24 protein-coding genes and 1 riboswitch are annotated in these 26,154 nt (G+C 68.1%); of the genes, 11 read left to right on the plus strand and 13 right to left on the minus strand.

Features of this window, described 5'->3' with window-relative positions:
• Positions 1–31: 31 nt before the first annotated feature.
• The gene (locus tag DAT37_RS41680; RefSeq protein ID WP_109530481.1) at positions 32–430 is read right to left on the minus strand and encodes a cobalamin B12-binding domain-containing protein; all 399 of its coding nucleotides are present in this window, start codon (positions 428–430) and stop codon (positions 32–34) included.
• Positions 430–2,007 carry a methylmalonyl-CoA mutase family protein gene (locus tag DAT37_RS41685; RefSeq protein ID WP_109530625.1) on the minus strand — a complete coding sequence of 526 codons (1,578 nt, stop codon included), beginning with the start codon at positions 2,005–2,007 and terminating at the stop codon, positions 430–432. The genes DAT37_RS41680 and DAT37_RS41685 overlap by 1 nt, the downstream gene beginning before the upstream one ends.
• A gap of 100 nt (positions 2,008–2,107) precedes the next feature.
• On the opposite strand from DAT37_RS41685, the gene DAT37_RS41690 reads away from it, so the two are divergent.
• Entirely contained in the window at positions 2,108–2,944 is an 837-nt protein-coding gene (locus DAT37_RS41690) for an SDR family oxidoreductase (RefSeq protein WP_109530482.1), read from the plus strand.
• Between the two features lie 59 nt (positions 2,945–3,003).
• Here DAT37_RS41690 and DAT37_RS41695 read toward each other — a convergent pair whose 3' ends face one another.
• Positions 3,004–4,104: an XdhC family protein gene (locus tag DAT37_RS41695; protein ID WP_109530483.1), complete on the minus strand. Its 1,101-nt coding sequence runs from the start codon at positions 4,102–4,104 to the stop codon at positions 3,004–3,006.
• A gap of 420 nt (positions 4,105–4,524) precedes the next feature.
• Here DAT37_RS41695 and DAT37_RS41700 point away from each other — a divergent pair, with 420 nt between their 5' ends.
• The 6 genes from DAT37_RS41700 to DAT37_RS41725 all read left to right on the plus strand — a co-directional run bounded on the left by DAT37_RS41700 (position 4,525) and on the right by DAT37_RS41725 (position 10,562).
• Positions 4,525–6,876, plus strand: a complete 2,352-nt coding sequence (locus DAT37_RS41700) for a xanthine dehydrogenase family protein molybdopterin-binding subunit (protein WP_109530484.1) — start codon at positions 4,525–4,527, stop codon at positions 6,874–6,876.
• Positions 6,873–7,748, plus strand: coding sequence for an FAD binding domain-containing protein (locus DAT37_RS41705; protein WP_109530485.1), 876 nt, complete (start codon positions 6,873–6,875; stop codon positions 7,746–7,748). The genes DAT37_RS41700 and DAT37_RS41705 overlap by 4 nt, the downstream gene beginning before the upstream one ends.
• The gene (locus DAT37_RS41710) at positions 7,741–8,298 is read left to right on the plus strand and encodes a (2Fe-2S)-binding protein (protein ID WP_109530486.1); all 558 of its coding nucleotides are present in this window, start codon (positions 7,741–7,743) and stop codon (positions 8,296–8,298) included. The genes DAT37_RS41705 and DAT37_RS41710 overlap by 8 nt, the downstream gene beginning before the upstream one ends.
• 28 nt (positions 8,299–8,326) lie before the next feature.
• A complete protein-coding gene (locus DAT37_RS41715) occupies positions 8,327–9,034 on the plus strand; it encodes an SRPBCC family protein (RefSeq protein WP_109530487.1) in 708 nt (235 codons plus the stop codon).
• 216 nt (positions 9,035–9,250) lie between these two features.
• Positions 9,251–9,934, plus strand: a complete 684-nt coding sequence (locus DAT37_RS41720; protein ID WP_198654707.1) for a TetR/AcrR family transcriptional regulator — start codon at positions 9,251–9,253, stop codon at positions 9,932–9,934.
• A gap of 94 nt (positions 9,935–10,028) precedes the next feature.
• Complete coding sequence (locus DAT37_RS41725) at positions 10,029–10,562, plus strand: carboxymuconolactone decarboxylase family protein (RefSeq protein WP_109530626.1); 534 nt, start codon at positions 10,029–10,031, stop codon at positions 10,560–10,562.
• A gap of 65 nt (positions 10,563–10,627) precedes the next feature.
• On the opposite strand, the gene DAT37_RS41730 is transcribed toward DAT37_RS41725, so the two are convergent.
• From DAT37_RS41730 to DAT37_RS41740, 3 genes are all read right to left on the minus strand, one after another.
• Positions 10,628–11,803, minus strand: a complete 1,176-nt coding sequence (locus tag DAT37_RS41730; protein WP_109530489.1) for an acyl-CoA dehydrogenase family protein — start codon at positions 11,801–11,803, stop codon at positions 10,628–10,630.
• Positions 11,787–12,785 carry an acyl-CoA dehydrogenase family protein gene (locus tag DAT37_RS41735; RefSeq protein ID WP_109530490.1) on the minus strand — a complete coding sequence of 333 codons (999 nt, stop codon included), beginning with the start codon at positions 12,783–12,785 and terminating at the stop codon, positions 11,787–11,789. The genes DAT37_RS41730 and DAT37_RS41735 overlap by 17 nt, the downstream gene beginning before the upstream one ends.
• 260 nt (positions 12,786–13,045) lie before the next feature.
• Positions 13,046–14,449: a cellulase family glycosylhydrolase gene (locus DAT37_RS41740; protein WP_109530491.1), complete on the minus strand. Its 1,404-nt coding sequence runs from the start codon at positions 14,447–14,449 to the stop codon at positions 13,046–13,048.
• A gap of 214 nt (positions 14,450–14,663) precedes the next feature.
• Positions 14,664–14,779, plus strand: a riboswitch (TPP riboswitch).
• On the opposite strand from DAT37_RS41740, the gene DAT37_RS41745 reads away from it, so the two are divergent.
• On the plus strand, positions 14,775–16,151 hold the full coding sequence (locus DAT37_RS41745; RefSeq protein ID WP_109530492.1) for a purine-cytosine permease family protein: 1,377 nt from the start codon (positions 14,775–14,777) through the stop codon (positions 16,149–16,151). Its footprint overlaps the riboswitch before it by 5 nt.
• Here DAT37_RS41745 and DAT37_RS41750 read toward each other — a convergent pair.
• From DAT37_RS41750 to DAT37_RS41760, 3 genes are read right to left on the minus strand one after another with little or no spacing between them, the layout of a single operon-like run.
• A complete protein-coding gene (locus tag DAT37_RS41750; protein WP_109530493.1) occupies positions 16,137–16,721 on the minus strand; it encodes a TetR/AcrR family transcriptional regulator in 585 nt (194 codons plus the stop codon). The genes DAT37_RS41745 and DAT37_RS41750 overlap by 15 nt on opposite strands.
• On the minus strand, positions 16,722–17,408 hold the full coding sequence (locus tag DAT37_RS41755; RefSeq protein ID WP_198654708.1) for a crotonase/enoyl-CoA hydratase family protein: 687 nt from the start codon (positions 17,406–17,408) through the stop codon (positions 16,722–16,724). It lies immediately after the preceding gene.
• A 41-nt stretch (positions 17,409–17,449) separates the two neighbouring features.
• Positions 17,450–18,307, minus strand: a complete 858-nt coding sequence (locus DAT37_RS41760) for a methyltransferase domain-containing protein (protein WP_109530494.1) — start codon at positions 18,305–18,307, stop codon at positions 17,450–17,452.
• 191 nt (positions 18,308–18,498) lie between these two features.
• Between DAT37_RS41760 and DAT37_RS41765 the strand changes: the two genes are divergently transcribed.
• On the plus strand, positions 18,499–19,551 hold the full coding sequence (locus DAT37_RS41765; RefSeq protein ID WP_109530495.1) for an LLM class flavin-dependent oxidoreductase: 1,053 nt from the start codon (positions 18,499–18,501) through the stop codon (positions 19,549–19,551).
• A gap of 19 nt (positions 19,552–19,570) precedes the next feature.
• Positions 19,571–20,938, plus strand: a complete 1,368-nt coding sequence (locus DAT37_RS41770) for an NtaA/DmoA family FMN-dependent monooxygenase (protein WP_109530496.1) — start codon at positions 19,571–19,573, stop codon at positions 20,936–20,938.
• Positions 20,939–20,942: 4 nt separating this feature from the next.
• On the opposite strand, the gene DAT37_RS41775 is transcribed toward DAT37_RS41770, so the two are convergent.
• From DAT37_RS41775 to DAT37_RS41790, 4 genes are all read right to left on the minus strand, one after another.
• Positions 20,943–22,139 carry an AI-2E family transporter gene (locus DAT37_RS41775; RefSeq protein ID WP_109530497.1) on the minus strand — a complete coding sequence of 399 codons (1,197 nt, stop codon included), beginning with the start codon at positions 22,137–22,139 and terminating at the stop codon, positions 20,943–20,945.
• A 52-nt stretch (positions 22,140–22,191) separates the two neighbouring features.
• On the minus strand, positions 22,192–23,565 hold the full coding sequence (locus DAT37_RS41780; RefSeq protein WP_109530498.1) for an FAD-dependent oxidoreductase: 1,374 nt from the start codon (positions 23,563–23,565) through the stop codon (positions 22,192–22,194).
• Between the two features lie 95 nt (positions 23,566–23,660).
• Entirely contained in the window at positions 23,661–24,803 is a 1,143-nt protein-coding gene (locus DAT37_RS41785; protein ID WP_109530499.1) for a thiolase family protein, read from the minus strand.
• 35 nt (positions 24,804–24,838) lie between these two features.
• Positions 24,839–25,255, minus strand: coding sequence for a Zn-ribbon domain-containing OB-fold protein (locus tag DAT37_RS41790; RefSeq protein ID WP_109530500.1), 417 nt, complete (start codon positions 25,253–25,255; stop codon positions 24,839–24,841).
• A 349-nt stretch (positions 25,256–25,604) separates the two neighbouring features.
• Here DAT37_RS41790 and DAT37_RS41795 point away from each other — a divergent pair, with 349 nt between their 5' ends.
• Entirely contained in the window at positions 25,605–26,141 is a 537-nt protein-coding gene (locus tag DAT37_RS41795; RefSeq protein WP_109530501.1) for a glutathione peroxidase, read from the plus strand.
• Positions 26,142–26,154 lie beyond the last annotated feature (13 nt).

A 26,154-nucleotide genomic window follows, 5' to 3' on the forward strand; every position in this document is an offset into this window, starting at 1 on the left:
TCCAAGCTGTGTGTCTTCGGCATCCGTTGGATCACGGGGCCGGTGTTCCGGTCAGTGCGCGAATCTCGGTGACGAGCGTCTCGAGCGGAGTGCTGGTCGGGAAGACCGCCTTCGCACCCGCTTCGAGCAGCTTCGGCACGTCGGCCTGCGGGATGGTCCCGCCGACGACCACCGCGATATCACCGGCGTCGGCCTCGCGCAGCGCGTTCACCACGCGGGCGGTGAGCGCGACGTGCGCGCCCGACAGGATGCTGAGGCCGACGACGGCGACGTCCTCCTGCAAGGCGATGGAGACGATGTCCTCCACGCGCTGGCGAATCCCGGTGTAGACCACCTCGAATCCGGCGTCGCGCAGCGTGCGGGCGACGATCTTCGCGCCGCGGTCGTGTCCGTCCAGACCTGGTTTGGCGACCAGTACGCGAGCGGGCATCAGAACACCACCGGCTGCTGGAATTCGCCCCACACCGACTTCAGCGCGGCGGTCATCTCACCGACCGTGCAGTAGGCGTTGGCGCAATCGATCAGGCGATGCATCAGGTTGTCGTCTCCTTCGGCGCCGCGCGAGAGCGCGGCAAGGGTGTCACGAACGGCGGCGGGATCACGTTCGGCTTTCACCCGCGCCAGTCGCTTGAGCTGTCGCTCGCGCCCCTCGGCGTCGAGTTCGTAGGTACCGATGTCGGGGGCGGGCTCGTCGGAGACGAATTTGTTGACACCGACCACCGGACGTTCGCCCTTCTCCACCTCGTGGTGGAGTTTGAACGCCTCGTCGGCGATGAGGCCCTGGAGGTAACCGTCTTCGATGCAGCGCACCATGCCGCCGTGATCGTCGAGGTCACGCATGATCTCGATGATCTTCTCCTCGGTGGCGTCGGTGAGCGCTTCCACGAAGTAGGAGCCGCCGAGCGGGTCGGCGACCCGGGTCACGCCGGTCTCGTAGGCGAGCACCTGCTGGGTGCGCAGCGCCAGGGTCGCCGAATCCTCGCTCGGCAGCGCGAACGGCTCGTCCCACGCGGCGGTGAACATCGACTGCACCCCGCCGAGCACCGAGGCCAGCGCCTCGTAGGCGACGCGGACCAGGTTGTTCTGGGCCTGCGGCGCGTACAGCGAGGCGCCGCCGGCCACACAGCCGAAACGGAACATCGAGGCCTTGTCGGTGGTCGCGCCGTACCGCTCGCGCACCAGGGTCGCCCAGCGACGCCTGCCCGCGCGGTACTTCGCGATCTCCTCGAAGAAATCGCCGTGGGTGTAGAAGAAGAAGGAGATCTGCGGGGCGAACTGATCGATCGTCATCCGGCCGCGCTCGACGACGGTGTCGCAGTAGGTGACGCCGTCGGCCAGCGTGAACGCCATCTCCTGCACGGCGGTCGCGCCCGCGTCGCGGAAATGCGCCCCGGCCACCGAGATCGCGTTGAACCGCGGTACCTCCGCGGCACAGAACTCGATGGTGTCGGCGATCAGGCGAAGCGAGGGCTCCGGCGGCCAGATCCAGGTGCCGCGCGAGGCGTATTCCTTGAGGATGTCGTTCTGGATCGTGCCGGTCAGCTTCTCCCTGGGCACACCCTTCTTCTCCGCGGCGGCCACGTAGAAGGCCAGCAGGATCGCGGCGGTGCCGTTGATCGTGAAGCTCGTGCTGATCTTGTCCAGCGGGATGCCGTCGAAGAGCACCTCGGCGTCGGCGAGGGTGTCGACCGCGACACCGACGCGGCCGACTTCCTCGCTCACCTCGGGGTCGTCGGAGTCGTACCCGCACTGGGTGGGGAGGTCGAGCGCGACCGACAAGCCGGTACCGCCCTGCCCGAGCAGGTAGCGGTATCGCTCATTGGACTCTTCGGCGGTTCCGAAACCGGAGTACTGCCGGAAAGTCCACAGCCGCCCCCGGTAGCCGGTGGCGAAGTTTCCGCGCGTGAAGGGATAAGCGCCCGGGTCGGGCGGGTCACCGCGCCGGTCATCCGGTCCGTAGATCGGCTCCAGCGGGATTCCGGACGAGGTCTGCACTTGGTTGTTCATCATTGAATACGATACTTTCGCTTTAGGAGAATGCCAATACCGTTTGGTGTGAACGAGACCGCAAAATGTTCTCGGGACACTCTCGGGACTGAGGAGAACGATGTCCGATCAGGAACGACAACTGACCGACCGCACGCTGGTCGTCTCCGGCGCGAGTCGCGGAATCGGGCTGGCGATCGCCCTCGCCGCCGCCGAGCAGGGCGCGAACGTCGTGCTGCTCGCCAAGACCGCCGAACCGCATCCGCGGCTGCCCGGCACCGTCCACACCGCGGCCGCCGACGTCGAGGCCGCGGGCGGACGCGCCGCGGCGGTGGTCGGCGACGTGCGTAACGAAGACGATGTCCAGCGGGCCGTCGACCTCGCCGTCGAACGATTCGGCGGCGTCGACCTGGTCGTGAACAACGCCAGCGCCATCGCCACCGAGCCGACCGAGCAGCTCTCGGCCAAGAAGTTCGACCTGATGCAGGACATCAATATCCGCGGCACCTTCCTGCTGACCAAGGCGTCCCTTCCGCACCTGCGCAAATCGGCCAACGCGCACGTGCTGACCATCGCGCCGCCGATCAACATGAATCCGTACTGGCTCGGCGCGCACCCGGTCTACACGCTGTCCAAATACGGCATGAGCCTGCTGACCCTCGGCTGGGCCACCGAGTACGCCGACGCCGCGATCGCCTTCAACTGCCTGTGGCCGCAGACCTATATCGCCACCTCGGCGGTCGCCAATCTCGAAAGCGGCGAAGAAGGTCTGGCCGCCGCCCGCAGCCCGCGCATCATGGCCGACGCCGCCGTCGCGATCATGACCCAGCCCTCGGGCAAGATCACCGGGAACACCTTCATCGACGAGGACGCGGTGAAGCGCTTCACCGGCATCGACGACATGTCCCGCTACGGCGGTGGCGACAACCCCACGCTCGACCTCTTCCTCGACGCCTGATCCGCGAGTGCGGTTCCCGGCGGCATCGGCCGGGAACCGCACCCCGAGCCCCCCGATGTTCACCCCGTGGCGAGTTGCTCGGCCTGCGTCCCGCCGGACACGAGGCCACCCGGATGAATGGGGCGATCGGTCACCGACAGCGGCCGCGCCGAACCACCCCGTCGCACGGCGACGATCTCCGCGCCGATCGCGACGGCGGTCTCCTCCGGCGTCTGCCCGCCGAGTTCGAGGCCGATCGGCGAACGCAGCCGACGCAACTGCTCCTCGCCCAGTCCGGCCGCGCGCAATCGCAGCCTTCGTTCGCGGTCCGCGCGCCGCGACCCCATCGCGCCGACATAGGCCACCGGGCGTCGCAGCGCCTCGACCAGTACGGGAATGTCGAATTTCGGATCGTGGGTCAGCACGCAGATGACGGTGCGCGCGTCGACGTGGGTGCGCGCGAGATAGGTATTCGGCCATTCGCGGACGACCTCGTGCGCGTCGGGCATCCTGGCCGGATCGGCGAAGGCGGGACGCGCCTCGCAGACGGTGACGTGGTAGCCGAGCAACCGGCCGACCCGGCACAGCGCGGTGGTGAAATCCGTCGCGCCGAAGACGAGCATGCGCGGGGGCGGCGCGAACGATTCTATGAAAACCGTTCTTTCCCGATCAGCGCAGCCGATCACCCGTACCGCGGTGCTCGCGGTGTCGAGCATGGCCCGCGCCCGAGCGACGAGTGTCGGATCGGCGTCGGGCCCGACCACACTGTCCGGGCGCAGAGCCAGCATCGCCCCCGACTCCAGATCGCGCACGAGCGCGACCGGTCCACCGTCGGCGTCGAGGACGGCTTCGACGATCGGATACCGGTCCGGGGTGATCCGATGGACCAGAATCTCCAACTCACCGCCACAGGTCAGGCCGACGGCAAAAGCATCGCTATCGCTGTATCCGAAAATCTCGCGGACTGGTTCGCCGGTCTCCAGTACTCGGCCGCACAATTCGAGGACCGCGCCCTCGACGCATCCTCCGGACAGACTCCCCCGAATATTGCCCTCGGCGTCCACGGCCATCGTCGCCCCGGGCGGACGCGGCGCGCTTCCGGTCACGCCGACCACCGTGGCCAGCACATACGAGATCCCCGCGGCATGCCAGCGCAGCAGATGCGCACCGAGTTCACGCATGGCAGTCCTCTCGCAGTCATCGGCCCGGCCCGCGAGAACGGCCCGCCGCCGATCGGATCGGAGTCTGCCGAGAACTCCGATCACGTCGCACTCTCAGCGAGAATACAATTCTCGTACGATTCTAGCGGCATATCCGTTTGCGGCATAGGCGGTTGACATTCCGCGAATCCCAGTGCTAAACACATGTTCAGCATCCACGAACGGCACCCGTCGTCCCGCGAGCGGTCCGCAGCCCCGGCCCGCGCGCCCGACCCCGACCTCCGATCACGATGCCCCCTCACGATGTCCGAACTCGCCGACGGCGCCGAGCCCGCGCGGGGCGGGGCCGGTCGGCATCCGAGGTGAACGGAGTACCAGCCGGATGACTTCTTCCAGGCAGCCCATCGGGGTGGACGGCGGATACGGCCGGAGACCCGCGCGATGACCCGCACGCACACCCCTCCCAGCACCGGCGTCGTCGGTTCCCGGGTACCCCGGGTCGAGGACGCGCGCCTGGTCACCGGGGCGGGCACCTTCGTCGACGACGTCACGCGGCCCGGCATGGCGCACGCGTGTTTCGTCCGCAGCCCGCTGCCACGTGCGCGCATCGGCGACATCGACGTCTCCGGCGCGCTCGAACTCGACGGCGTACTGGCCGTCTACACCGCCGCCGACCTCAATCCCACCGCGCACCAGATCTCCTACGGACTCGACATGATCGGCATGCCGCCGGTGCCGCGTCCGCCGCTGGCCGAGGAGGAGGTCCGCTTCGTCGGCGACCCGGTGGTCCTCGTGATCGCCGTCGATCGCTACGTCGCCGAGGACGCCGTCGAACAGGTGATCATCGATTACGAACCGCTCGACCCGGTGGTCGACTACATCACCGCGGGCGAATCACCGAACCTCGTGCACGCCGGTTTCGCCGGGAATTCCGCGGGCGAGATCGGCGGCCGCCCGGCCTCGGACCTCGCGCCGATCTTCGACTCGGCCGCCCACGTGGTGCGCCAGCAGATCTTCCAACAGGCCTATTCGCCGGTGCCGATGGAGACCAGGGGCATCGTCGCGGAATGGTCGATCCCCACCTCGGAGATGACGATCTGGGCCTCCACCCAATCCCCCTTCGAGGTCCGCGGTTTCACCGCGCGACTGCTCGGCATCGACGAGCACCAGGTGCGCGTCCTGGCCCGCGACACCGGTGGCGGCTTCGGCATGAAAGTCGCGCCGCTGCGCGAAGAGGCCTGCGTGCTGCTGGCGGCGCGCGCACTCGGCTCGGCGGTGAAATGGATCGAGGACCGGCAGGAAAACCTCATGTCCGCCGGGATGTCGCGACACGAACACGCTTCTGTCGGAATGGCTTTCGACGAGGACGGCAAGATCCTGGCCGCCTCCATCGAACACGCGCAGAACGTCGGCGCCTACCCGACGCCCTCACCGATCACCGGCGGCGTTCCGGTCGGCATGCTGTTCCCCGGCCCCTACCGGGTCACGAACGCCTCCTTCCACGCGAAATTCCTCTACTCCAACACCGTCGGCCGGATCGCCTACCGCGGACCGTGGCAGTTCGAGTCGGTGGCCCGCGAAGTGCTGCTCGATCACGCCGCGCGCCGGATCGGTATCGACCCGATCGAACTGCGCCGACGAAATATCCTGCGCCGCGACGAATTCCCCTTCCCCAACCCCAACGGCATGGTCTACGACAACGCCTCCCCGATGGAAACGCTGGAGCAGGCGGTCGAGATGCTCGACTACGAGGCCTTCCGCGCACAGCAGCGCGCCGCCCGGGCCGAAGGCCGCTACCTCGGCGTCGGCACCTGCACCTATATCGAGCCGACGGCGGGCGCGAGTCCGTTCCTGAGCACCGAGGGCGCCACCATCCGGATCGCGCCCACGGGCAAGGTCAACGTCTTCGTCGCGGGCGGTTCGGCGGGTAACAGCATCGAGACCACCGTCGTCCAGCTGACCGCCGACGCGCTCGGCGCCGATATCGCCGACGTGCGCACCGTGCAGGGCGACACCGCGGTCACTCCGTTCGGCGGCGGCACCCAGGGCAGCCGTTCCGGTTCGATGACCGCGGGCGCGATCGCCGCGACTGCCGCGCCGCTGCGCGAGCGCATCATCGCGATCGCCGCGCATCGTCTCGGCGTCGCCGTGGACGAGATCGAGTTCGCGGCCAGCAGGGCCACCGTGGTCGGCAATCCGGACAAGGCGCTCACGCTGGCCGAGATCGCCGAGATCGCCTACCTCCAGGCCGACGCGCTGCCGCCGGGCACACCTCCCGGTCTCGAGGCCGTCGGACGGCACAAGACCACGCAGATGGCGATCTGGGCCAATGCCACCCACCTGTGCACCTGCGAGGTCGATATCGAGACCGGCGAGGTGATCCTGCTGCGCTACATCGTCAGCGAGGACTGCGGCCCCATGATCAACCCGGCCGTGGTCGAGGGCCAGATCTACGGCGGCACCGTGCAGGGCATCGGCGGAGCGCTCTACGAGAATCTCGCCTACGACGAGAGCGGTAACCCGGTCGCCACCACATTCCTCGACTACCTCATGCCGACGGCGTCGGAGGTGCCGCGCATCGAGGTCGGCCACGTCGAGACCCCGAGCCCGGGGCCGGGCAGCTTCAAGGGCGTCGGCGAGGGCGGGGCGATCGGTTCGACACCGGCGATCCTCAACGCCGTCGCCGACGCGTTATCGCCGTTCGGTGTGGAGATCTCGAAACTGCCGCTGTCCCCCGCCACGATCGTGTCGATGCTCGACGAGGCGCGCGCCGCCGGAAAGGGTCCCGCATGAAACCGGCGGCCTTCGAATACCACGCCCCCGCCACCGCCGAGGAGGCCGTGACCCTGCTCGCCGACCTCGGCGAGGAGGCCAAGATCATCGCGGGCGGTCAGAGTCTGATGCCGATGCTGGCGTTGCGGCTCGCCGTCTTCGACCATCTGGTCGACCTGCGCAAGGTGAGCGAATTGCGCGGCATCCGGACCAGCGAGGACACGGTGTGGATCGGGGCGGGGACGACCCACGCCGAGGTCGGCCGGTCCGAGGAGGTGCGACGCGCGGTGCCGCTGCTGTCACGGGCAACCCCGCATATCGGGCATTTCCAGATCCGCAATCGCGGCACCATCGGCGGCGCGATCGCCCACGCCGACGCGGCGGGTGAATATCCCGCGGTGGCACTGACACTGGACGCCGAGATCGAGACGCTGTCCCCCCGTGGCCGCCGCGTCGTCCCCGCCGCCGAATTCTTCACCGGCATGTGGTCGACGGATCTGGAGCCCGACGAGATCGTCACCGCGATCGGATTCCAGGTCCGGCGCGGCCGCTGCGGCTACGCCATCGAGGAATTCACCCGCCGCAGTGGCGATTTCGCGATGGCGGGCGCGGCGATCGCGGTGCGCCTCGACGCGGATTCGCGGATCGAGAGCGCCGCGATCGGACTGATCGGACTGGCGCCGACACCGGTGCGGGCCAGAACCACCGAGGCCGGACTCGTCGGCCGTTCGATCGACGACGTCGACGTCGAGGAGATCGGCCGGTCCGCCACGGCGGGACTGGATTCGGTGACATCGGATGTGCACGGCTCCGCCGAATACCGGCGCAGGGTCGGCGCGGCAATGGTGGTGCGCGCGTGGCGTCGCGCCGTAGAGGAGGCGAGCGATGACTGATATCGAGATCGAGGTCACGATCAACGGTGCGTCGCGCCGCGACATCGTGGCACCGCGACTGACCCTGGCCGACTACCTGCGCGAGAAATGCGGGCTGACCGGAACCCATCTGGGCTGCGAGCACGGTGTGTGCGGCGCGTGCACCGTCATGCTCGACGGCGACGCGGTCCGGGCCTGTCTGATCTTCGCCGTGCAGGCCGACGGCGCGGAACTGACCACGGTCGAGGGCATCGCGGCCCCCGACGGCACCCTGTCTCCCGTGCAGGCCGCGTTCCGTGCCGAACACGGGTTGCAATGCGGTTTCTGCACCCCCGGATTCATCGTGTCGGCCACCGCGTTCCTGCGCGAGAACCCGGACCCGACCGAACCCGAGATCCGCGACGCGATCTCGGGCAACCTCTGCCGGTGCACCGGATACCAGGGCATCATCCGGGCCGTTCGCGCCGCGGCCGATTCCATCGCCGACGCGAACGGCGATCGTACGAACAATTCCGATGCGAACGATGCGGAGACGACCGATGCGGCGGCGCCCACGGCGCGGCAGTCGTGAACGTCCGCGTGACCTCTGAAGGACACCAATGAAACTCGACAACACCTTCACGATTCCCGTTCCCGCCGCGCAGGCCTTCCCGGTGCTGCTCGATCTGGAACGCCTCGCCCCCTGTGTACCCGGCGCGACCATCACCTCCAAGGAGGGCGACGACTACCACGGCAAGATCAAGGTCAAACTCGGTCCCGTCGGCCTGAGCTACAGCGGTGTCATCAAGGTGGTGTTCCAGGACGAGGACGGCGGTATCGCCGTGCTGGAGGGTCGCGGTCGCGAGACCAGGGGCAACGGGACGGCCAAGGCGACCATAACCTGCCGCCTGGTCGAAACCGACGGCATCACCGAGGTCTTCGTCGACACGGATCTGGCGATCACCGGCAAACCCGCCCAGTTCGGGCGCGGCGCGCTCGCGGATGTGGCCGGAACGCTGATCGGCCAGTTCGCCGCCAACCTGGCCGAGGAGATCACCGCCTCCAGCCACGATGCGCCCGTCGACGAACCCGCGTCGCCGACTCTTGCTGCCGTCCCGTCGTCCGAGCAGGCGAGCCCGGCCGCCGCTGCGGCGTCCACCGCAGCGGCGACTCCTTCGGCGCCTCGCAAGCCCGCCGAGCCGATCGATCTGCTCGCCGCCGCGGGCGCGGGCAATGCGACCAAACTCGGCGGCCTCGCGTTCGCCGGGGTCGCCGCGCTGTTGCTCGCGGTACTGCTCCGCAGGCGTTCGTCCAAGCCGACGGCCTGATCGGCGCTCTCGCGCGTACCGGTCTCGGCAGCAGCGGGGCCGGTACGCTCCCCAACCGGACCTGAGAACGTAGTTCTTGATTTTGGATAGTCTCGATCTTTCTGATAAGAATTGAGATATACGAATCAGTAGAATGTTCCTTCCCTTCCGGTACTATTCAATGATGTTCATCCCCCGGAGGGTTTCCGCCCATCGATGCGCCCGCTCGAGGTCTCTATGAGCCGCACCGATGAAGGCAACGTGCCCGCGTGGAAGCAGCGCGCGGTGGACCGCTCGCTCCGGACCGCCAAAATCCGTGCGAGTCAACGGGTTCAGCGCTTCCTCGACGCGGCGCAGGCGATCATCACCGAGAAGGGCAGCACCGACTTCACGGTGCAGGAGGTCGTCGACCGGTCGCGACAGTCGCTGCGCAGTTTCTACCTGCAATTCGACGGGAAACACGAACTGCTGCTGGCGCTCTACGAGGACGCGCTCGGCAGGACCGTCGAACAGATCCGTGCCGCGACCAGCAACAGCGTCGAACCGCTGGAGAAGTTGCGCACCGCGGTCGAACTGCTCTTCCAGCTCTGCCGTCCCGACCCCGACGCCAAGCGACCGCTGTTCACCGAATTCGCCCCCCAGCTGCTCAGTTCGCATCCCGCCGAGGTGCGCATGGCGCACGCGGCACTGTTCGCGCTGTTCACCGAGCTGATGACCGAGGCGAACAAGTCGACACGGCTGCAACGCGACGCGAACCCGCGCAGGCTCGCCGCGATGACCATGCATACCGTCATGTTCATCTCCCAGCCCGCGAGCGTGGACGCCGACGCCCGACCGCTCAGCGCCGCCGAGGTGTGGAACTTCTGCGCCAACGGCATCACCGCCCGCTCCGACGAGGCGGAAGATCGCCTGCTCACCTGAGGTGCGCACGGCGGTTTGACTGCGGGGCACGGTTTTGAAAATGTGTTAGTCAAGAATGCAAATCGCATTCTCGCTCGGCAATCAGGAGGACGCGATGAGATTGGGACCCCTTCCGGAGGAGGAGTGGGACGACGAAGTGATCAGCGCGTTGTCCCGCATGCTGCCCGCCGAGCGTCGCAACGCCGAGAAGGCGGGCAACGTGCTCACCACCATGGCGCGACACCCCGCGCTGACCAAGGCGTTCCTCACCTTCAACGTGCATCTGCTGTTCCGGTCCACGCTCACCGAGCGCCTGCGTGAACTCGCGATCCTGCGTGTGGCCTACCGCCGCAACTGCGCCTACGAATGGGACCATCACGCCAGGATGGGCATCGACGCCGGACTCACCGAGACCGAGGTCGAGGCGGCCCGCGGCAACGCCCAGATCACCGATGATTTCGATCTCGCCGTCCTGCGGGCGGTCGACGAACTCGACGAGAAGTCGAATCTGTCCGACGAGACGTGGGCCGCACTGAGCGAACGCTTCAGCGAGCGCCAGATCATGGATTTCGTCTTCACCGTCGGCGCGTACGCCATGCTGGCGTCAGCGATCAACACCTTCGGCATCGAGGTCGACACCCGGCACTGACCCCGCCGACGACTCGGGGGCGGTACGCGAATCGCGTACCGCCCCCGAACTGTCTGCCTACCCGCTCAGGCGCGCGGGAGGCCGAGCACCCGCTCGGCGATGATGGTGCGCTGGATCTCGGAGGTGCCGCCCGCGATGGTTCCCGCGAAACTGCGCATGTAGCGCTCGAACCAGCCCGAGGAGAAATGATCCAGCGACATCCGGCTCGGCGGCGAGCTCAGGGTCGGATGCGCGAGCCCTTCCAGCCCGACCGAATACAGGGCCTGCTCGGAAGCCGTCTGGATCGCCTCCGAACCGAGCACCTTCAGGATCGACAGCGCGGGCACGTCCTGCTCGTTGCGCGCCTCCCTGGCCAGTGCCGCCGAGCCGAGCAGCCGCAGCGCCTGGTTGTCCATGATCAGCTTCGCGAAGGCGTCGTGGTCCTGCGCGCTGTGCGGACGGAAATCGCCGAGCAGATCCTCGAGCCGATCGGCGAAACTCAGCCACAGCAGCGTGCGCTCGTGTCCGAGCGACCCGTTCGCCACCGACCAGCCGCCGTTGACCTCGCCGATGAGATTCTCGGCGGGCACCCGGACGCCCTCGAAGTAGACCTCGTTGAAATCCAGATCGTCGGGCGAGCACACCGAGGGGAACGGCCGCCTGGTCACACCGGGCGAATCGGTCGGGATCAGCAGCACGCTGATGCCCTTGTGCTTGGGCGCGGTCGGATCGGTGCGCACGAAGGTGAGCAGTACGTCGGCGTCGTGCGCGCCCGAGGTCCAGACCTTCTGACCGTCGACGACGAATTCGTCACCCTCGCGAATCGCGCGGGTGCGCAGCCCGGCCAGATCCGAACCGGCGCCCGGCTCGCTCATGCCGAGCGCGGCGGTGATCTCCGCGCGCAGGATCGGCACGGCCCAGCGCCGCTTCTGCTCCTCGGTGCCGAACGACAGCAGCGAGGCCGCGATGATGCCGAGGCCCTGCGGGTTGAAGCTGTGGTAGATCCGCCGCTTGGACAGTTCTTCCAGGTGCACGTACTGCTGGATCAGGGTGGCGTTGCGCCCGCCGAACTCGGGCGGGTTGGCGGGCAGCAGCCAACCGCTGTCGAACATCAGCCGCTGCCACTGCCGTGCCCACTCCGGAACGTCGGCACTGGACGCGGACCGCTCGACGGCGACGTCCTCACCGGGCAGATTGGCGTCGAGGAAGGCGATGAATTCGGCCCGGAATTCCTCGACATCGGAATCAAACGTGAGCTGCACGGTACTCCTCGGAGATCAGCGCCCGGTGCTCGGCCGCGCCGCCGAGCAGCAACTCGCCGGCCTTGGCCCGCTTGAGCGCGAACTGTAGGTCATTTTCCCAGGTGAACCCCATGGCGCCGAAGAGTTGAACCCCGTGCCGGAACACCACGGACTGGCATTCGCCCGCCGACGCCTTGGCCATCGAGGCCGCCAGCCGCCTGCGCGGGTCGTCGGAGGCCAGGCACAGCGCGGCGAAATAGCCGAGCGCGCGGGCACGTTCGATCGCGATGTGCATATCGGCGGCCTTGTGCTTGACGGCCTGGAACGATCCGATGACAGCGTCGAACTGCTTACGGGTGCGGACGTGTTCGAGGACCAGGTCCAGAATCCGCTGGCAGGCGCCGACGGTCGTGATGGCCATGCCGGTCAGCGCGTGCTGACGCGCGCGTTCGGTGTCGATACTGCTGCGGTCGGCGTTGCCGACCCACACATCGGCGAAGGTGACCTCGGCGACGTGCAGCACCGGATCGAAGATCGCGGTGCGGCGCGCGGTGACCCCGGACGCGGGCACGACGAAGACACCCGCGGACGTGACCACCGCGAACTGCTCGGCGCGGTCACCGTCGAGCACGTGGCGCGCGGTGCCGTTCAGCCGCCAGCCCGCGCCGTCGCGGCTGGGCACCACACCCGAATACACGGCGGTACCGGGCCGATCGATCGCTCCCGCATCGGGAACGAGGGGGGCGAACTGGGAGACCGACGCGAGGAAGGGCGTGGGGTCGGTGGCCCGGCCGAGCCCCTCCAGCACGATGGCCAATTCCACGGCGAGGTCCGGATCCGTCAGTTCGGTCCAGCCGAGACCGACGTAGGTCTGCCATAGCTGACCGGCGTCGAGGTCCTTGTCGACGATGTCTCGAATGAGCGCCGGTGGGCACTCTCTAGCCGTGACCTCACGCACCGTATCGCGCAATAGTCGCTGGTCGGCGTCGAACTCGAACAGCATCTCAGCCTCCCTCCTTTCGCGGAATGAAGATGTACTTCCATGAGAATAACATTCTCAATTCCGAAAGGACCGATCTGATTCGCCCTCTGACCACGCCGATTTCGCGACCCCGCAGGCTTGACATCGGCCGCTGAACCGCCTAGGCGCGCACGGGCACCGCGTATATCCGACAAGAGGCACGACCCGATTCGCCCGCGTGATCGGATCGTCGGCGTCGCGGCGAACGTCCCAGGCGTGAACCTCGGCGGCGCCGGTGTCGATCACCGCCGCGTCACCGTCACCGTCACCGGGTCCTGCCCGGGGTCGGCGGTCAGTTCGAGCATCGGGGCGTCGGGTTCGGAGACGACATCGGCGCCCTGGACATCGACGTCGTAGCCACCGGGGTAGATGGATTGTGGCAGCGACACCTCGGTCCGGGCTCCGAGCGGGAACGGCTGCCCGGAATCGACGCGAAGGGCGCGGTAACGCAGGGTGAAAGCGCCGGTCGCGCTGTCGTAGCGCCATTGCAGCGGAGTGCCCGCGACGGCCTGCGGATAGGCCCGCACGATCGCCGGGTCCATCAGGTCGGGGCCGGTCGGCGGTTCCTGCGGATGACCCGGTGTCTGGTTCTGCGACAGGGACCAGAGCATCCAGGAGACCATGCGGTCGTCGTAGAGATCGCCGAGACGGGTCAGTTTCGCCCAGTCCCTGGTCGCGCCGAATTCGGTCACCATCCCGACGACGCCCTCGCGGTCGGCGCGATCCGATCCGCTGTTCACACACGCGTCGGCCATGCCCACGCAGTAGTCGTGAAAGCTCATGCCCGCGTTCGGATCGCCGGTCGGATTCGGCATCCAGTTCGGCGTTCCGAAGTCGTTGGTCACCGAAGGCTCGTAGAACAGCACGTGTTTCGAGTCGACCCGGCGGATCGCGTTCATCACCTCGGCCTGGAACGGAGCGAGGACGTCGTTCTCGAATCGGGGGCAACCCTGTGGGAAACAGGTCGGGTATTCCCACCCCGGCCACGGCTCGTTGATCAGGTCGTAGCCGAGCACGTACGGCTCGTCGGCGAAGCGTCGCGCGACATGCTCCCACATTGCCGCGTAATGATCCCGCACTCCGACGCCGTCGGCCGCGGCGCGGTTGCGATAGAAATTCGCCCACGTCTGGTTCTGCGCGGGGCTGACGAAGTAGACCAACGGAAAGCCGGGGTCGGGCTGCAACGGGAACCCGTCGGTGAACGTCGCCCAGTCCGGGAACCCGCTCCAGCTCGCGCCGACCGATTCGTTGAACGCGTCCTGATGGGAATCGATGAGACTGTAGATGCCGTACTCCGCCAGCAACCCCTGGGTCTGCGCGATCCGGGCGATGTAGTCGTCGTCGTAGACGCCAGGCTGCGGCTCGGCGGCCCTCCAGGCGAACCCCAGCCGGACCGCGTTGACACCGTGCTCGGCCAGGTACCGGGCGTCTTCCTCGCCGAAACCGCCCGCCGCGGGGAAGTACGGCGGGTACTTGTAGACCATATTCACACCGTGCACGGTGATCACCCGGCCCTGGCCGTCGATGAGCCAGCGCCCCGCCTGCACCAGATCCGACGCCGCGGGCGTCGCCGCCGCCGGTGTGGTCAGTCCGAGCAGCAGGACGACCAACCCGAGACACCGCGCGGCCGAGGACATGAGGGTCATCGCCTAAACCTTTCGACGAGTGCGCCGACCGCCCCGCTACGGCACCGTCGACTCGAGCGAGAGAAGTTCCGATACGCGGCCGCCGTCGAATCCCCGGCACCGCTGATGCGGAAATGCTATATCTCCGCGACCGAATGAGATCACGACACTCCACGCCCGCCGGTCGCGAACTCGCCCCGGTGCCCGTGCCGGTACGTGTGTACTATTTGCCCGGATATACACCCGCGGGAGCTCGGAGATGGCCGGGCTGAGAGGGCGGACCCGAAGCGCCGCCGACCGCATGAACCTGTCCGGGTAATGCCGGCGTAGGGAAGCGAGTTGCCCGATGGCCTCATCGACCGCCGACACGACGGGCCAGGAGGCCCCGCTCACGTTGGATCAGCCCGCGCCGAGAGTGCTGTCGTTCTGGGATCAGAGCGCGTTCTGGGCGAATCTGGGCGTCAGTCTTTTCGCGTTCTCCGGGGCCTACACCGTCCTCGCGCCGAATACCGAGGGCGCGGCGCAGATCTCGATCGCGGCGGGCATCGTCGCGATGATCATCGGCACCGTCGTCGGCGGACTGATGCTCGGGCTCGCCGCCGTCCCCGGCGCGAAAACCGGTAAACCGGCGATGATGCTGCTGCGGGGTCTGTTCGGCGCGAAACTGAGTTATGTGCCGACGGTGCTCAATATCGCCCAGCTCATCGGGTGGGGCACCTTCGAGTTGATCGTCATCGGCAATGCCGCCGAGGAGATGTTCGGCGGCGGTCCGCGCTGGCTCTACGTCGTCGTCGCGGGTGTCATCACCACGGTGCTCACGATCTGGCCACTGGGGTCGGTGCGTCTGCTGCGCCGCTTCGTGACGGTGGGCGTCGGCGTCGCGCTGCTCTGGTTCTACATCCAGTTCTTCCGCGAGGGCCTGCCCGATCTGACCGCCGATCCCGGGCCCGAGGGCAACGGCCCGTTCGGCGCGGACTGGTCGCTGTTCTGGATCGCCACCGATGCCGCACTGGCGGTATCGATCTCCTGGATGCCGGTCGCGGCCGACTACACCCGTCACGCGCGCAGCACCAAGGCGGCGTTCGGGGCGGCGAGCGGCGCGTACGGACTCACCCAGATCCTCGCCTACGTCCTCGGTCTGTTCGCACTCGCGCTGTCCACCGGCGACGGCACCTACGGGCCGTTCCTCAGCGTCACCCTCGGCGCGGCGTTCTTCTTCATCCTGGTGCTGCGCGAAGCCGACCAGTCCTTCGCCAACGTGTACTCCACCGCGGTCTCGATCCAGAACCTCGCGCCGCGCGTCGATCGCAGGGCGCTCTCGATCGGGCTCGGCGCGCTGATCACCGTGCTGGCGCTGTGGCTGGACATGGACGACTACTTCGGCTTCCTCGGCCTGATCGGTTCGGTGTTCGTGCCGCTGCTCGGCGTTCTGGTCGCCGATTTCTTCCTGCGGTCGGGCGGCGAGTGGAACACCTCGGCCGACGCGCCGTCGCGGTGGGGCATGATCCTGGCCTGGCTGGTCGGCCTCTCGGTGTACCAGCTGATCAATCCCGGTGACGCGGGCGTGTGGACCGACGTCTGGGTGCGGGTGCAGGAATGGCTGCATTTCACCAAGCAGCCGTGGATGAGCGCGTCGCTGCTGTCGTTCCTCGCCGCCGTCGCGGTGGCGTGGCTGGTGGGCAGCTTCGTCGACAGCCGCGCCTCGGCGTCAGCGCGCGGATAGCGTCGCGAGGGCGGCCAGCGCCGCCCGCTGGAAGGTTCGCGTGTGGGTTCGCGGCGGTGTGTCGATGCCGCCTCGGACCCACTGGCGGCAGTACTCCTGGGCCGGTCCGACGCAGAGCGCGTGCGCCAGCGAGAAACCGGAACCGTCGTCGGCTCCGACGCCGGGCAGCTCCGCGTAGCAGCGTCGGAGAGTGTCGAAGAATTCCTGATTATGCTGCGCCAGCGCGGGTTTCGCGATGGCCCCGACCTCGTCGGGCAGGGTGGCGAACAGGAAGCGCGCCAGCTCGCGGTGATCTTCGACCCACCCCAGATGCGCGTCGATGAACGCGAGTACATCGCGCTCGCCGTCGCCGGAACCGAGGCGATCGAGCACGGCGCGCTGGTAGTCCAGCATCGCTTCGACGTAGACCGCCGCCGCGAGCCCGGCCTTGGAGCCGAAGGCGTGGAACATACTGCCGCTGGACAATCCGAGCCGATCGCGCACCGCGGCCACGGTGAACGCCGGATACCCCTTCGCGAGCAGATGCGTCCTCGCCTCGGCCAGGATCCGGTCGCGGGTGTCCCCCGCCACCTAGACCCCGAACTCGGTATCGATACCGGATCGCACGGCCTCGAGCACCGCCGCGCGCACCCGCGTCTTCGTGCCGAGATGCGCGGCCATGTCCAGGCCCGCGAGCCGTTCGGCCTCGGCGTACACGCCGGTGCGCAACGCGTCCTCGTCCTCGACGACGACGTCGAGGAAACCCAGTTCGCGCGCCTGACCCGGCGCGAACAACGCCCCGGTTCCCGCCGCCCGATCGAATCCGGGCGCGGTGAGCCGATGCCTGGCCGTCTCGACGCCGTAGTGCGGGATGGTGAGCCCGATCGCCACTTCGTTCAGTCCGATCTTGAAGTCACCGGCCACGCCGAAGCGCACATCGGTCGCGAGCAGCACGAACGCGCCCTGTGCGATCGCGTGTCCGGCGCAGGCCGCGATGACCGGATACGGAAAACCAAGCAGCCGGTGGACGAGCTCGCCGCCCGCCCGCAGGGTCCGAACGACTTCCTCCGGATCGCGACCGAACATGGCGAGGTCGTATCCGGCGGAGAACAGCCGCGGCCGCCCGGTCAGCACGACCACGGCCCGGTCGGCCTCGGCTTGCGCCAGCGCCGCCGTCAGTTCGCGAATCATGTTCTCCGACATCACATTCGCTTTGCCGTCATCCATCGCGATGGTGGCGACAGCGCCTTCGCGTGTGTATCCGACGAGATCAGGCACCACAACTCCTTCGTCCTAGAGCCCCACTCTAGAGTAACACTCTACCGTGGATCCGAGTGTCGATCGCGCGGGCGCCAGATCTGCGCCGCGTCGGCCAGATTCCACCAGGAGACGAAATCGGGGTCCTGTTCGACGAGCACCCACTCGGCGTCGAGCGTGGCGAAGAACGACTCGTTCGCGGTCCGGCCGCCGCGCGGTTCACCGATGTAGACGAGCCGGTCGCCCCCGGCCTCGCGATAGTGGTTCAACGCCTCCGACGACATCGGGTCGTCCCATCCCGGCGGCCAGCACAGCAGCAGGACGGCGTCGGTGGTGTCGGTGCGGGCGAACGCGGCGAGATCGCCGACCGGATGCCAGGTCTCGGGAATTCCCGAGGTCGCCGGGAACGACAGGTTCGAACGCGCCCCCGGCGGTTCGACATCGAAGGCGAGGACCTCCGCACCTCGACGGGCCAGTTGGGCGGCCCAGTACCCGCGTCCGGCACCGAGTTCGACGATGCGGCGGTCGTGGCAGCGGGCCACGATCCACTCCAGCGTCTCCGGCGCGGGAACGGCGTAGGCGTAGGCGGATTGCAGGACGGTCTGCGCGAACGCGAGCCTGGCACTGCCGCGAGGGTTGCCGCCGTTGGCCTCGCGTCTGCGGCCACGGCTGTCCGGGCCGGGCGTGACGGTGGGGCGGACGATCTCCCAGTACGGATTGTCGGCCACACCGCCGGTCAGATAGTGCAGCAGGCCGAGATCGAAAGCGCCGTCGGCGCTCTCGTCGCCGGTGCCCGCGAGACGCGGGGCGGTGTCGAGATAGTCGGCGACGGCGGGATGTTCGGCGCGCAGCCGGTGCTCGTCGGCGAGAAGTGCGGCCAGTTCGTCACGTCGCCGAGGCGACAGGGGGAATGCGGTCACCGGAGACAGTCTGGTCGCTGCGCTCACGACGCGACGCCGAATCCGGAGTCCGCGCGACGCGGCCGGACGACCTGGAGATTATTCCCGGATGACCGGTTCGGATCAGGACGAGGAAAACGGTCGCGGTGGCGGCGACCGCGTCGAATCCTTGAGGTTCGAGCAGTGTTCTCTCGGGCGGAAGCAGGTGGCGTATGGGTGCGTTCGGTGTCGGCATAGAACTCGACGGCGACGGGTATCACCCGGCCGCGTGGCGGCGCTCGGGCCGCACACCGGACCGACTGCTCTCCGGCGACACGGTCCGGCAACGGGTCGCCGCCGCCGAGAACGCCGGATTCACCCTGGCCACGTTCGCGGATTCGATCCTGCCCGACGACGCGGTGCCCGGGCGTATCGACGCGGTGACGCGGGCGTCGTTCGTGGCGGCGACGACGAGCACCATCGGCCTGGTCCCCACCGTGGCCACCACCTATGCCGAGCCGTTCCACACCGCCTCGCAGATCGCGACGCTGGACTACTCCTCGCGCGGTCGCGCGGGCTGGATCGCGCAGCGCGTCGACGACGAACGCGCCGCCGCGACCTGGGGTCGTCCCGTGGTGTCGGCGGATTCCGATCTCGCCGCCGAACAGCGCGACTCGATCGAGGTGGCACGGCGGCTGTGGGATTCGTGGGAAGACGACGCGGTCGTGCGCGACTACGCGAGCGGACGCTTCCTCGACCGGGATCGCCTGCACTACATCGACTTCGAGGGCGAGACATTCTCGGTCAAGGGTCCGGCGATCGTGCCGCGCCCGCCGCAGGGGCAGCCCGTGGTGTTCGGCGTCGAAGGTGCGGTCGACGTCCGGCTCGTCACCGGGACCACCGTCGACGAACTCGTCGCGGCGGCGGCCGGATCCGACGCGCCGCGCACCTTCGGTGAGATCTCGGTGGCCCTCGACACCCCCACCGCGACCGCCGCGGACCGGCTCGCCGATCTCGATCGCCACACCCCGGCGCGCTCGACCGCAGGATTGTCGTTCGCGGGTTCGGCCGCCGAACTCGTCGCGCTGCTCACCGGCCTGGCTTCCCACCTCGACGGCGTGCGCCTGCGTCCCGCGGTCATCGACGAGGACCTTCCCGTGCTGGCCCGGCTGGTCCTGCCCGCCCTGATCCGCGCAGGCATCGCGCACCGACCGGTTCCCGGATCGACCCTGCGGGCCGAACTCGGGCTGTCCCGTCCGGCGAACCGCTACGCGGTCACCCACTGATCCGAGGAGAGACATCACCATGACCGCCGACGTTGCGCGCCCCGACGCGCAGGTCCACTTCGGGATCTTCTTCCAGGGCGTGAACCACACCACGATCTGGTCCGATCCCAGCAGCGGATCGCAGATCGATTTCGAGACCTTCCGCCGCGTCGCCACCACCGCCGAACGCGGCCTGTTCGACGCGTTCTTCCTCGGCGAGGGCCTGCGCCTGCGCGAACAGGACGGCAGAATCCTCGAACTCGATATCGCGGGCCGCCCCGACGCCATCGCCCAATTGGCCGCCCTGGCCGGGATCACCGAGCGCATCGGCCTGGTCGCGACACAGAACACCACCTACAACGAACCCGCCGATCTGGCCAGACGGCTGAGCGGACTGGACGTGATCTCCGGCGGGCGCGCCGGATGGAACGCCGTGACCACCGACAACGCGTGGACCGGCGAGAACTTCCGGCGCGGCGGCTATCTCGACCACGCGCACCGCTACGACCGGGCCGCCGAATTCGTCTCCACGGTCCGCGAGATCTGGGATTCCTGGCGCGATCACGCGATCGCGACCTCCCAGCACGGTGCGAGCTGGGTCGAGCCCGACGCGATCCGTCCGGTGGAACGCGCGGGCGCGCATATCCGCGCCACCATCCGCCCGACCCTGCCGCGCAGCCCGCAGGGACATCCGGTGATCTTCCAGGCCGGGGATTCCCCGGCGGGCCGCGATTTCGCCGCCGCCAACGCCGACGTCATCTTCTCCAGGCACGGAACCCATTTCGACGACGCCCTCGCCTTCGCGCGGGATGTGCGGACCCGGCTGATCGCCGCGGGCAGGCCCGAGGACGACATCAAGATCCTGCCGGGAACCCAGATCGTGCTGGCGGAGAAGGAATCCGAGGTCGAGGAGAAGGTCCGCTGGGTCCGCGAAGGCCAGTACACCGGCCAGACCGCGCTGTCGCTGGCCGGTCAGGTGTGGGGCAAGGATCTGTCCGACCGCGATCCCGACGGTCCGCTGCCGGCGGAGGATCCGCTGCCGCGTCCCATCTCCGAGACCAGGGGCGCACCGCGCGGCGGCCAGGATCCGCTGGAGATCGCCCGCGAGTGGCGGGCCCGTGCCGAGGCCGAGAATCTGTCGCTGCGCCAGGTCGTCATCGCGACCACGGCCCGTTCCGGTTTCGCGGGCACTCCCGCCGGGGTGGCCGACGAGCTGGCCCGCTGGGTCCGCCACGGCGCCACCGACGGATTCAATATCTCGCCGTATCTGGTGCCGACCGGATTGGACGAGATCGTCGAGTGGCTGGTTCCCGAACTCCAGGAACGCGGCGTCTACCGGACCGAGTACACCGGCACCACCCTGCGCGAGCACCTGGGCTTGCGCGACCCGCTCACGCGCCGCGCCTGAGGGCTTATTCGGCCGACGGCGCGAGATCGCCACCGGATTCGGGCGACGGCTCGTCGGACACGTCGAGTTCGTCCGACTCCGGTGGCGGGCCGCTGACCGCGTCGATCTGCTCGCCGATGTAGCGGATCACCACCGCGATGATCGCGACCACCGGCACCGCGAGGAAGGCGCCGGTGATCCCGTAGAGCGAGCCGCCCGCGGTCACCGCGAGCAGCACGATCACGGCGTGCAGTTTCATGCTGCGGCTCTGGAGGACCGGTTGCAGCACATTGCCTTCCAGCTGCTGCACCGCGATGATGATGCCGAGCACGATCAGCGCGGTGGTGAGCCCGTTGCCGACGAGCGCGACGAGTACCGCCAGCGCACCGGCCACGAAAGCGCCGACCATCGGGATGAATCCGCCGATGAAGGTGATCACCGACAGCACCATCGCCAGCGGCACCCCGAGGATGAACAGACCCGCGCCGATGAAGACCGCGTCGATGAGGCTGACCAGCGCCTGGGTGCGGATGAATCCGCCGAGAGTCGCCCAGACCCGTTCCAGCACCGCCTCGACGTGGCGTCCGCTGCGGTTGCCGAACACCTGGTGCATCCAGGGCAGGAAGCGCGGCCCGTCCTTGACGAAGAAGAAGGCCAGCACCAGCACGAGGAACAGCGTGATGAGCGCGGAGGTCGCGGTGCTGACGCCGGTGAAGACGCCGGAGGCGATCTGCTCGGAACTGGACTGGAGGCGCTGCACGATCGCGTCGACCGCGGAATCCAACTGTTCGTCGCGCACCCGTAACGGCGGGCCCTGCAACCATTCCCGCACCTGATTGACGCCCGCGGTGGCCTTGTCGGCGAGTTCGGGTGATTGATCGGCCACCGACGGCACGATCAGCGCGATCACCCCCGCCAGCAGTGCGAGGAATCCGAGCACGGTGACCGAGGCCGCGGCGGCGGGGCGGAATCCGTGCGTGGTCAGCCACCGCGTCGGCGGCCATAGGATCGTCGCGACCACGATCGCCAGCGCGACCGGGAGGATCACCACCCACAGCCGGGCGGTCAGGAATCCGAGTACCCAGGCCCCCGCCGCGATGGCCACGATGGCCAGCGACCATTTGGCGAGCCACAGGATCCCGCTCCCGATCACATCACCGCGATCACGCCACGATGTGCCGTTCTTCTCTGCTCCGCTGGTTTCCTCTGTCGGCCCGCTCACGCCGCCAGTCTCGCACGCGGCACTCGCGGCGGCGGGGATTGGAGCGCGACCGTCACCCGCGGGCGCGCACCGCGCCCGCTGCCTTGCGCGCCGCGACCAGCACCGGATCCCAGACCGGTGAGAAGGGCGGCGCGTAGCCGAGATCGAGCGCGGTCATCTGGTCGACGGTCATCCCGGCCGTCAACGCGACGGCGGCGATGTCGACCCGTTTGGCCGCGCCCTCGCGGCCGACGATCTGCACACCGAGCAGGCGGCCGGTCCGCCGTTCGGCGAGCATCTTCACCGTCATCGGGTCCGCGCCGGGGTAATACCCCGCCCTGCTGGTCGATTCGATGGTGACGGCGACGAATTGCAGCCCGGCGTCGGCGGCGGCCCGCTCCCCCAGCCCGGTTCGCGCGACCTCGAGTTCGCAGACCTTGCTCACCGCCGTGCCGACCACACCGGGGAATGTCGCGTACCCGCCGCCGATCCCGGTGCCGATGACCTGCCCGTGTTTGTTCGCGTGCGTGCCGAGGGCGATGTGGCGCTCACGTCCCGACACCAGATCGAGGACCTCGACGCAGTCGCCGCCCGCCCAGATGTCGTCGTGACCACGCACCCGCATCGCGAGATCGGTGAGCAGTCCGCCGTATTCGCCCAGCGGGAGTCCGGCCGCGCGCGCGAGCGTCGTCTCGGGAGTGACACCGATCCCGAGCACGACCACATCGGCCGGGTATTCCGCCGACGCGGTGACGACCGAGCGCACCCGCCCGGCGTCGTCGGCGCGGATCGCCACGACCTCGGCCTCGCAGACGATCTCGATCCCCATCCCGAACATGGCGGTGGCCACGAGCGCGCCCATATCCGGATCGAGGGTCGACATGGGCGCGGACCCGCGATGCACCACCGTCACCTCGTACCCGCGGTTGATCAGCGCTTCGGCCATCTCGACACCGATATATCCGGCGCCGACCACCACCGCCCGCTTGCCCTCGATCCGGTCGAGTGTGTCGAGCAATTCCTGCCCGTCGTCGAGGGTCTGCACACCGTGCACCCCGCGCGCGTCGATGCCGGGCAGGTCGGGGCGGATCGGTCGCGCGCCGGTGGCGATCACGAGTTTGTCGTAGGACAACCGGGATTCAGCGCCCGACTCGAGATCCTTCGCCCGCACGGCGCGGCCCTCGATATCGAGTTCGAGCACCTCGGTGCGCATGCGCAGATCGATATCGCGGGCCCGGTGCTCCTCGGGAGTCCTGGCGATGAGATCGTCGCGTTCGGCCACATCCCCGCCGACCCAGTACGGAATCCCGCACGCCGAATACGAGGCGAAGCTGCCCCGCTCGAACGCGACGATCTCGAGTTCGTCGGCGCCGCGCATCCTTCGAGCCTGTGATGCCGCCGCCAACCCCGCCGCGTCGCCACCGACGACCACCAGTCGCTCACTCATACCGTCACGCTACGTCGCCGGGTGCGCACCCGCCCCGGAGACAGCACATCGGCCCCCGCCGTGACGGCGGGGGCCGATGGGTGATTCCGGGTGGATCAGGTGGTCAGGATCGACGCCGCCGCCGTTCCGGGCGCACCGTAGACCTGCGCGTAACCGACCTTCGGGTTACCGGGAACCTGACGGTCGCCGGCGTTTCCACGCAACTGCTGGACGAGTTCGTAGACCTGCCGGATACCGGAGGCGCCGATCGGCTCGCCGTTGGCGATCAGTCCGCCGTCGGTGTTGACCGGCAGCCTGCCGCCGATCTCGGTCGCGCCCTCGGCGATGAGCTTCTCCTGCTCGCCGTCCTTGCAGAAACCGTTCTCGGCCATGTGGATGACCTCCGAACCCGCGTCGGTGTCCTGGAGCTGGATCACGTCGACGTCGGACGGGTCGATGCCCGCGGTCTCGTAGGCGGCGCGCGAGGCGTACACCGTGGGCGAGACGTCCTCGTCGACGGCGGCCCAGGTGCTGTGCACCTCGTAGGCGCCGTAGCGGCGGGTGCGGATGGCACTGGACCGCAGGTAGATCGGCTTGGTGGTGTAGCGCGCCGCGAGATCGCCTCGGCACATGATCACGGCCGCCGCGCCCTCGTCGGGCGAGCAGAACATGTACTGGGTCAGCGGGTAGTTGAGCATCGTCGAGTTGAGGATGTCGTCTTCGGAGATCGGGTTGCGCCGGAACGCGTTCGGGTTGAGCGCGCCGTTGCGGAAGTTCTTGTTCGCGACCTTGGCCAGCGTGCGCTGGGAGATCCCGTGCTCTTCGATGTAGCGATTGGTCTTGATGCCGAAGAACTTGGTGGTCACGAACTGACCGTTCTCGGCGTACCACCCGGGCAGACCCAGTTTGGACGGGTCGTCGGTGAACGCGCCACGGGGGTGCTTGTCCATGCCGACCGCGATGCCGATGTCGTAGCGACCCGAACGGATCGCCTCGGCGGTCTGCTCGATCGAGCTGGCGGCGGTGGCGCAGGCGTTGAACACGTTGGTGAACGGGATACCGGTCAGGCCCACCAGCCGCGTCACGGCGTCGGGGTTGCTCACCTCGTAGCTACCGCCGAATCCGAACTGGATGTCCTTCCATTGGACTCCGGCGTCGGACAGGGCGAGCTGGATCGCTTCCGCGCCCATCTCGATGGCCGTTTTGGCGAAGCGGCCGAACGGGTGCAGACCCACGCCGATGATGGCGACGTCGTTCATGTGAAGCTCCTTGATTTCTTCGGTGAGGGTCGGTGTCAGACCGGCTTGAACGCGACCGTCACGACCTCTTCGCCCGCGTCGTCGACATAGAGGGGAACGAAGGTGAGTTCGACGTCCATGCCGGTGCGCAGCACGGCCGGGTCGCCCTCGGTCAACCGGGTCTCGACGCGCACGTCATCGCCGAGCTGCACCAGGCCGATGCCGAACGGCTCGAAGTTGTCGGCGTTCTCCTTGCCCGCGTACGGCAGCTTGGGAACGAAGCCCTGGGTCGTCCACGCGACCAGCTTGCCGGAACGCTCGAGCAGCAGGTCGGACAGATCCGCGCCACTGCACCTCGGGCACCGCTGCTGACGCGGCCAGGTGGTGGCCGCGCAGTCGTTGCAGCGGCTGCCGATCAGCTGCGGATTTTCCTCGGGCCACGTCGAGACATCCGGCGCCAGTGCCTTCGCCATCTACTGTCCTCCTCTGTCGATTCCTCTTGCGAGCTGGTTTTCGTATTCGAATGTGCTGTAGCTCAATGGTTTTCAGGCCAGAGAAGGTGATGACACAGTCCGATCGACCCATCGGCGACCGCGAGTGCGCATCCCACTATCCTCCTGCGAGAATTCGATTCTCAATTCCCGAAGATAGATTTCCATGCGGGAACCACGGAGTCAACCTCGAGACGGGTGCCACACGGGGAGGGATAGAACACGTTCGACGCGACCGGAGGCCGATAGCAAAAAGTTTGCTTTTCGATTGCCCGTCGTCACCCGCCGATCGGAACTAAACGGAGAGCGGTGCTCCGCTATCGTCGGGAGCATGAGCATTCACGGATTCAGCGTCACCACCGCCGAGGGAACCGCCAAACCCCTGAGCGACTATCACGGCCGCCTCGTACTGATCGTCAATGTCGCCAGCAAATGCGGCTTCACCCCGCAGTACGCGGGGCTGGAGGCCTTGCATCGCGCGACCGAGGACCGCGGGTTGGACATCCTCGGGTTCCCCTGCAATCAGTTCGGCAACCAGGAACCCGGCACCGACGCCGAGATCCAGGAATTCTGCTCGACCGAATACGGGGTGACCTTCCCGATCTTCGCCAAGGTGGACGTCAACGGACCCGACGCCGACCCCCTCTTCACCTACCTGCGCGCCCAGGCGCCGGGCGATTTCGGCCCCGACGCGGGCCCCCTCTACGAGCACATCAAGAATTCACGCCCCGAAGCACTCGGCACCGACGAGGTGAAATGGAACTTCTCGAAGTTCCTGGTCGGCCGCGACGGCGCGGTCATCCGGCGATACGAATCCACCGCGACACCGGAACAGATCCGGGCCGATATCGAAGCCGACCTCGACTGACACCCGTGGGTGC

Origin of the sequence: Nocardia aurea (genome assembly GCF_003123685.1) — a bacterium.
Taxonomy (GTDB): Bacteria; Actinomycetota; Actinomycetes; order Mycobacteriales; family Mycobacteriaceae; genus Nocardia; species Nocardia aurea.

Excerpts from the sequence above, each read along its gene's own strand:
- DAT37_RS41680 (WP_109530481.1), bottom strand. The coding sequence starts at position 430 with ATGCCCGCTCGCGTACTGGTCGCCAAACCAGGTCTGGACGGACACGAC.
- DAT37_RS41685 (WP_109530625.1), bottom strand. The coding sequence starts at position 2,007 with ATGAACAACCAAGTGCAGACCTCGTCCGGAATCCCGCTGGAGCCGATC.
- DAT37_RS41690 (WP_109530482.1), top strand. The coding sequence starts at position 2,108 with ATGTCCGATCAGGAACGACAACTGACCGACCGCACGCTGGTCGTCTCC.
- DAT37_RS41695 (WP_109530483.1), bottom strand. The coding sequence starts at position 4,104 with ATGCGTGAACTCGGTGCGCATCTGCTGCGCTGGCATGCCGCGGGGATC.
- DAT37_RS41700 (WP_109530484.1), top strand. The coding sequence starts at position 4,525 with ATGACCCGCACGCACACCCCTCCCAGCACCGGCGTCGTCGGTTCCCGG.
- DAT37_RS41705 (WP_109530485.1), top strand. The coding sequence starts at position 6,873 with ATGAAACCGGCGGCCTTCGAATACCACGCCCCCGCCACCGCCGAGGAG.
- DAT37_RS41710 (WP_109530486.1), top strand. The coding sequence starts at position 7,741 with ATGACTGATATCGAGATCGAGGTCACGATCAACGGTGCGTCGCGCCGC.
- DAT37_RS41715 (WP_109530487.1), top strand. The coding sequence starts at position 8,327 with ATGAAACTCGACAACACCTTCACGATTCCCGTTCCCGCCGCGCAGGCC.
- DAT37_RS41720 (WP_198654707.1), top strand. The coding sequence starts at position 9,251 with ATGAGCCGCACCGATGAAGGCAACGTGCCCGCGTGGAAGCAGCGCGCG.
- DAT37_RS41725 (WP_109530626.1), top strand. The coding sequence starts at position 10,029 with ATGAGATTGGGACCCCTTCCGGAGGAGGAGTGGGACGACGAAGTGATC.
- DAT37_RS41735 (WP_109530490.1), bottom strand. The coding sequence starts at position 12,785 with ATGCTGTTCGAGTTCGACGCCGACCAGCGACTATTGCGCGATACGGTG.
- DAT37_RS41740 (WP_109530491.1), bottom strand. The coding sequence starts at position 14,449 with ATGACCCTCATGTCCTCGGCCGCGCGGTGTCTCGGGTTGGTCGTCCTG.
- DAT37_RS41745 (WP_109530492.1), top strand. The coding sequence starts at position 14,775 with ATGGCCTCATCGACCGCCGACACGACGGGCCAGGAGGCCCCGCTCACG.
- DAT37_RS41765 (WP_109530495.1), top strand. The coding sequence starts at position 18,499 with ATGGGTGCGTTCGGTGTCGGCATAGAACTCGACGGCGACGGGTATCAC.
- DAT37_RS41770 (WP_109530496.1), top strand. The coding sequence starts at position 19,571 with ATGACCGCCGACGTTGCGCGCCCCGACGCGCAGGTCCACTTCGGGATC.
- DAT37_RS41780 (WP_109530498.1), bottom strand. The coding sequence starts at position 23,565 with ATGAGTGAGCGACTGGTGGTCGTCGGTGGCGACGCGGCGGGGTTGGCG.
- DAT37_RS41785 (WP_109530499.1), bottom strand. The coding sequence starts at position 24,803 with ATGAACGACGTCGCCATCATCGGCGTGGGTCTGCACCCGTTCGGCCGC.
- DAT37_RS41790 (WP_109530500.1), bottom strand. The coding sequence starts at position 25,255 with ATGGCGAAGGCACTGGCGCCGGATGTCTCGACGTGGCCCGAGGAAAAT.
- DAT37_RS41795 (WP_109530501.1), top strand. The coding sequence starts at position 25,605 with ATGAGCATTCACGGATTCAGCGTCACCACCGCCGAGGGAACCGCCAAA.